The sequence below is a fragment of the Kitasatospora sp. Root107 genome (assembly GCF_001424875.1).
Classification (GTDB): Bacteria; Actinomycetota; Actinomycetes; order Streptomycetales; family Streptomycetaceae; genus Kitasatospora.
Window position 1 is genome coordinate 278744 of the sequence record NZ_LMCT01000011.1, and the last position, 5770, is coordinate 284513.

Genomic DNA, 5770 nt, shown 5'->3' on the forward strand with positions numbered 1-5770 from the left:
GACGTCCGGCAGACCGTCCGGCACATCGGCCGGGCCCGCCTGCACCTGGACCACATCGGGGCGCGGGACGAGTCCGACGCGCCCTGGCTCTCGATCGCCTCGATGCAGCTACGGGTCGAGGCCGGTGCTGCCGCAGCGCTGCGCGACGTCTCGGCCGCCGTGGACGACCCCCGGCTGGCGCTGCGCGCGGTGAGCGCCGCCCGGACCGCACTGCGTCTGCTCGGGCCGCACCAACTTCCGTCCTCCCGGCTGCTGTTCACCGTTCGGATCGCCGACTGCCTGGTCTGCGCGGACGACCCGGGCACCGCGATCTCGCTGCTGGGCCCGGCCCTGGAGATCGCCACACCCGGGCTGCCCGCCCTGGTCGGTCACGAACTGCGCGGCCTGCGCGACCGGCTGGCCGCCCACCCCGGTTGCAGTCCCGAACTCGCCGACACTGCGCGGCGGTTGACCGAACTGGCGCGCTGAGCGCCGCCGGGTCAGCCGGCCGTGGGCTGGGCCATCGCCTGCCGGACGGAGGACATGCAGGGGCCGCAGAAGCTCTCCGCCTGCACCAGGTCGCTGCCGTTCTCCGACGGCGCCCCCAGCAGCCGTCCGCACAGCGACTTCGCGTTGTCGTCCTTGGTGATGACGTGCCACAGCAGCGAGGGCTGCTCGACAGCCGGGTCGTGTTCGGCCCACATCTGGTACATGGTGGCTCCCGGATCGACGGGGACTCGGTCACTCTCCATGCAACTGCCGATACCGCCCCGGGGCCACCACGCCAGGGCCGACCGGGTGGCCGCCCCCAACCGACGGAGGGTCTAGCTCACCTCCGGGTGCACCCGGTGCAGACCGCGCCAGTCGTAGTACGTCGTCATCCCGAAGCCGAACAGCAGTGCCGCGACCGTCGCGATCGCGATCATCACCCAGGCCCGGGTCAGCCCGGCGTCGGCCTGCGCGTCGAAGTACAGGATCGACCTGACCCCGTCGCCGAGCTGCCGCATCGGCTCGAACACCGCCAGCGCCCGGTAGAAGTCCGGCAGCGCCTGGAGCGGGACGGTCGCCCCCGAGGACGGCAGCGACAGCGCGATGAAGACGAACATGCTGATCAGCTGTCCGATCCCGCCGAACGCCGCGATCAGCGCCTGCACCCCGAGCCCGACCGCCGCGCTGGCACAGACCGAGAACACCCAGAGCAGCGGGAGGTGCGAGGCGTCCATGTCCAGGATCACCACGGTGGCCAGCATCACCAGACTGGACGTCAGCACCGCCAGCACCACCGACATCACGCTGGTGACGGCGAGCGTCCGGGTGCGGGTGATCGGTACCAGCGGCAGCTGGGTGCGCAGCGGCCCCAGCTCGCTGGCCGCGTAGCCGAGCGAGACGTCGACGCCGTTGCTGATGATGTTGGCGCCCAGGAAGCCGCAGAGCACCAGCAGCAGCGAGTAGTAGAAGGCCGTCAGCCCGAGCCCGCTGTTCGCGCCGATCGGGTGGCCGACCTCGACCGCCACCGTGAGCGGGTCGGCCAGCAACAGGCGGGCCGCGTTGGTCGCCGCCCCGCCCTGGGCCGCCGGGAGCGCGGTGAGCGTGCCGCCGAGCTGCCGGGAGGCCTGGTGGGCGGCCTGCTGCGAGATGGACGAGGCGAGCGAGGAGGCCAGACTGCCCACCCCGGGGTTGGTGAGCACCAGCATGGTCGGCCTGGCCGGCTCCGGCTGAGCGGCCGCGCCGAGTGCGGCCACGGCCGTGGTCAGCCCGGCCGGGGCCTCCAGGACCCCGTACAGCTTGCCGGAGGCCAGGCCGTCCATCGCGTCGGCCCGGTTCAGCACTCGCCAGGAGACCTCTTCGGCCGGGTCGGGTGCGGCGGCGATCCCCGCGGTGATCTGCTCGCCGAGGTTCGCCGGCCGGCCGCCGATCTCGCCGCCCGCGTCGGAGTTGACCAGGCCGATCGGCAGCCGGTGCAGGTCGGCCCTGGGGTTGATGATGCCGCCCAGGTAGAGCAGCGACAGCAGCAGCGCCACCGATCCGACGATCACCGTCGGGACGGCCCACACCTTCGGGTTGCGCAGCACCTGACGGGCGGTCACCTGCGGCGGGGGCGAATCCGAGGTCATGGCACTCCGTCAGCGTCGGTCGGTCCCCCGCAGCACGCTAGCCGCGAGCACCCCGAACAGCGCGGAGCCCCGCCCGGGCGCGGCGAAGATCAGCCGATCGGGAGACGGGCGGGGCCGAGCTGCCGGGCCACCGTGAGCAGGCTGGGCAGCATCCGTTCGGCGTGCTCCGCGTAGCCGCGCGGTGAGGGGTGGACGCCGTCCGGGCCGAGGAGTTCGGCGGCCCGGTCGCGGAACTCGGTGCCGGAGGACGGCGCGAGCACGGCACCCACCCGTTCGGCGGTGCGGATCTGCAGCCGGGCCAGGCGCTGCGAGCGACGGCCCGCGACCCAGCGCACGGGCGCCCGCATACCGGGGGCGTACCCGGGGTTGGGGCACGGGACGACGACGGTCAGCCAGCCGGCCTCGTGCAGGCCCCGCAGCAGGTGGGCGAACCGGCGGGAGGAGCGGCCGAGCGGCAGCGGGAGCAGGGCGTCGTTGCCGCCGACGATCAGCACGGCGACGCCGGGAGGCAGCTTCCCCGCCCGCAGGGCCTGCAGCTGGACACCCCGGGTGGTGGCGCCGACCCGGGCGAACACCCGTAGGTCCACCGGCAGTTCGACGGTGTCCGAGAGCACCTGGGCCAGCCTGGCCCCCAGGGTCTCCTCCCGGCGGCCGGCCCCGAGACTCTGGGCCAGCGAGTCGCCGAGCATCAGCAGGCTGATCGGCTGCTGTGGGCCGGGGAGGTCGGGCCCGTACCGGCCGTCGGCTGTCGGGACCGACCAGTCGGTGGGCGGACGGTGCATCAGCAGGCGGCTGTAGCCCCGGGCGACGGCGGCTGCGGACGCTCGGCGGCACCCTGGGCGCGGGCGGGGCGGGCGGGGTCGGCTGCCTGGTCGGGGCGGTCGGGGTTGCGGGCATGGCGGGGCTCCGATTCACGCGTACGGGGTGCAGGTCAGGCGGCGGTGAGGACCACGGCCGCGTTCTGGCCGCCGAAGCCGCTGGACACCGAGACGGCGGCGGCGGCGTCAGTCGGGCGCGGCACCTTGGTGACCACGTCGAGGTCGATCGCCGGGTCCAGCCGGTCCAGGTTGGCGGTGGGCGGGATCAGCCGGTGCTGGAGCGTCAGGACGGTCAGCGCCGCCTCGATCGCCCCGGCCGCGCCCATGCTGTGGCCGATGATGCTCTTGTTGGCGGTCACCGGCGGCGGCTGGTGGAAGACCCGGTGCAGGGCCGCCGCCTCCGCCGAGTCGTTCAGCGCGGTGCCGGTGCCGTGCGCGTTGACGTGCCCGATCTCGTGCGGTGCGAGCCCCGCGTCGGCCAGGGCGGCCCGGAGCGCCCGGGCCAGGCCCGCACCGTCCGGGCGGGGCTTGGTGAAGTGGTACGCGTCGCAGGAGGAGCCGCGGCCCGCCAGATAGGCGCGCGGGCGGACACCCCGGGCCCGGGCGTGCTCGACCCGTTCCAGCACCAGCACGCCCGCGCCCTCGCCGAGGACGAAGCCGTCCCGGTCGCCGTCGAACGGCCGGGAGGCGCCGGCCGGGTCGTGCCGGCGCCGGGAGAGCGCGCGCAGCTGGTCGAAGGCGGTGGCCACCATGCTGGTCCTGGCGCTGTCGGTGCCACCGGCCAGCACCAGGTCGCAGGCGTCGGCCCGGAGCAGGTCGCAGGCCAGGCCCAGGGCGGTCGTGCCGGAGGCGCAGGCGGTGCTGGTGACCAGGCTCGGCCCGAGCGCGCCGAGGTCCAGACTGACCTCGCCGGCCGCCATGTTGGGGATGCTGCGCGGGAGCATCATCGGCGAGACCCGGTCGGGGCGGCCCGCGTTCAGCCGGGCGTACTCCACCGGGTGGGTGGCCGCGCTGGTGGCGCTGACGCCGAGCACCACGCCGACCCGGGCGCCGTCCCACTGCGCCGGGTCGAGCCGAGCGTCCGCGACCGCCTCCCGGGCGGCGAGCACGGCCAGTTGGGAGAACCGGTCGAGCCGGCGGCTCAGCCGCCCGCCGAGCAGGCCGGGGGCGTCGAACGCCTCGACCGGGCAGGAGAAGTCCACCGGCAGCCCGGCCAGCTCGGGGTCGGCGCGGGCGGTCGACCGGCCACCGCAGAAGTGCTCCCAGGTGGCGGCCGCGCCGAACCCGGCCGAGGTGATCATCCCGAGCCCGGTCACGGCCACCGCACGGGTACTCACCTGGCGGCCCCGACGGCCAGGGTGGCATCGGCGGCCACGGTGGCGTCGGCGAGCGCGGCCAGTTCGCCGAGGGTGCTCTCGGGCCTGATGTCGGCGACGGTGACCCCGAGCCGCTCCTCCACCATCAGGGAGAGCTCGACCAGGGCCAGGCTGTCGAGCGAGAGGTCGGCCAACGCGGCCTCGGGGCGGACGAGTTCGGCGGCGACCTCGAACTCCGCACGGAGGCAGTCGCTGATGATGCGGTAGGACTCGGACATGTGAGGGCCTTTCAATTGAGGGAGGGTCAGATCGTGAGCGAGGGGCGGTCGGCCTCGGCGAGGACCGGCACGGGGATGGCACTCGGGACGGCACCGGAGACGGCAGCCGGCTCGGCCGGAGCCCGGCCGGGCAGCCGGTACCAGGCGAGCGCGGCGGCGAGCAGGGCGACGGCTCCGCCCACCACCGAGGCGTCGGCGAGTCCGGCCACGAAGGCGGTGCGCGGGTCTGGCCCCTCGGCCACGGCGGTGGCCAGCACCGAGCCGAGCACCGCCACTCCGAGCGTCGAACCGACCTGCCGGGTCGCGTCGTTGAGCGCCGAGCCGACGCCCGCCGAGGCGGCCGGCACCGCGCTCATCACCAGTTCGGTGGCCACCGGCGCCAGCAGGCCCGCGCCGAGTCCGGAGACGGCCTCGAAGAGCAGCACCGGCGGGTCCCCCGAATCGGCACCGAGACCGGCCAGTTGGACGAATCCGGCGGTGATCAGCAGCAGCCCTCCGGTCACCGGCACCCGCGCGCCCAGCCGGCGCGCCAGCACCGGCCCGAGCACCGCGCCGACCGCAAGACCGAGCGACAGCGGGACCATCCGCAGTCCGGCCGACCACGCCGAGAGGCCGCGCACCTGCTGGAGGTAGAGGGTCAGTAGGAACATCGCGCCGAACATCGCGAAGGACATCAGCGCGAGCACCAGCGTGGCCGGCCAGACCGGGCCGCTGCGCAGCAGTCCGAGCGGCAGCATCGGCGCTGCGCAGCGGATCTGCCGGATCACGAAGCCGGTGGTCAGCAGTGCCGCCGCGCCGAACGCGCCGAGCACCTCCAAGCTCGTCCACCCCCGGCCCGGTGCCTCGATGACGGCCCAGACCAGGGTGAGCAGCGCGGCGCAGGAGAGCAGCGCGCCGAGCCGGTCCAGCGGTTCCCGGTGCGGTGCCCGCGACTCCGGTACGGCCGTCAGGGCGGCCAGCAGCACGAGCGCCGCCACCGGGACGTTCATCCAGAACGCGGCCCGCCAGTCGTAGTGCTGCACCAGCCAGCCGCCGACCACCGGGCCGAACAGTGCGCCGACACCGGCCACCGCCGCCCAGATGCCGATCGCCCGACGGCGCTCCGCCGGGTCTGGCAGCACGTGCACGATGGTGGAGAGGGTGGCGGGCATGAAGAGTGCGGCGCCGACGCCCATCGCGCAGCGGGCGGCGACCAGGGCCGCCGGGCTGTCGCCGGTGGAGCCCGCGACCGAGGCGCCCACGCAGACGGCCAGCCCGGCGACGAA

6 protein-coding genes and 1 pseudogene are annotated in these 5770 nt (G+C 74.9%); 1 reads left to right on the forward strand and 6 read right to left on the reverse strand.

The window, feature by feature from the left end; genetic code table 11:
* Positions 1-468, forward strand: a pseudogene (locus tag ASC99_RS39375) (XRE family transcriptional regulator); the annotation flags it as partial.
* Between the two features lie 11 nt (positions 469-479).
* Here the strand turns inward: ASC99_RS39375 and ASC99_RS11350 are convergent.
* From ASC99_RS11350 to ASC99_RS38435, 6 genes are all read right to left on the reverse strand, one after another.
* Positions 480-731 (reverse strand): hypothetical protein, encoded by a 252-nt coding sequence (locus ASC99_RS11350; RefSeq protein WP_157531484.1) that lies wholly within the window; start codon positions 729-731, stop codon positions 480-482.
* 72 nt (positions 732-803) lie between these two features.
* The gene (locus tag ASC99_RS11355; protein WP_057230823.1) at positions 804-2093 is read right to left on the reverse strand and encodes a DUF3533 domain-containing protein; all 1290 of its coding nucleotides are present in this window, start codon (positions 2091-2093) and stop codon (positions 804-806) included.
* Positions 2094-2182: 89 nt separating this feature from the next.
* Positions 2183-2875, reverse strand: a complete 693-nt coding sequence (locus tag ASC99_RS11360; protein WP_057230825.1) for an SGNH/GDSL hydrolase family protein — start codon at positions 2873-2875, stop codon at positions 2183-2185.
* Between the two features lie 149 nt (positions 2876-3024).
* Entirely contained in the window at positions 3025-4248 is a 1224-nt protein-coding gene (locus ASC99_RS11365) for a beta-ketoacyl synthase (RefSeq protein ID WP_082598243.1), read from the reverse strand.
* Entirely contained in the window at positions 4245-4505 is a 261-nt protein-coding gene (locus tag ASC99_RS11370) for an acyl carrier protein (protein ID WP_057230827.1), read from the reverse strand. The genes ASC99_RS11365 and ASC99_RS11370 overlap by 4 nt, the downstream gene beginning before the upstream one ends.
* Before the next feature lie 26 nt (positions 4506-4531).
* A partial coding sequence (locus tag ASC99_RS38435) for an MFS transporter (protein WP_235583028.1) occupies positions 4532-5770 on the reverse strand: 1239 nt, incomplete at its 5' end.

Excerpts from the sequence above, each read along its gene's own strand:
- ASC99_RS11360 (WP_057230825.1), bottom strand. The coding sequence starts at position 2,875 with ATGCACCGTCCGCCCACCGACTGGTCGGTCCCGACAGCCGACGGCCGG.
- ASC99_RS11370 (WP_057230827.1), bottom strand. The coding sequence starts at position 4,505 with ATGTCCGAGTCCTACCGCATCATCAGCGACTGCCTCCGTGCGGAGTTC.
- ASC99_RS11355 (WP_057230823.1), bottom strand. The coding sequence starts at position 2,093 with ATGACCTCGGATTCGCCCCCGCCGCAGGTGACCGCCCGTCAGGTGCTG.
- ASC99_RS11350 (WP_157531484.1), bottom strand. The coding sequence starts at position 731 with ATGGAGAGTGACCGAGTCCCCGTCGATCCGGGAGCCACCATGTACCAG.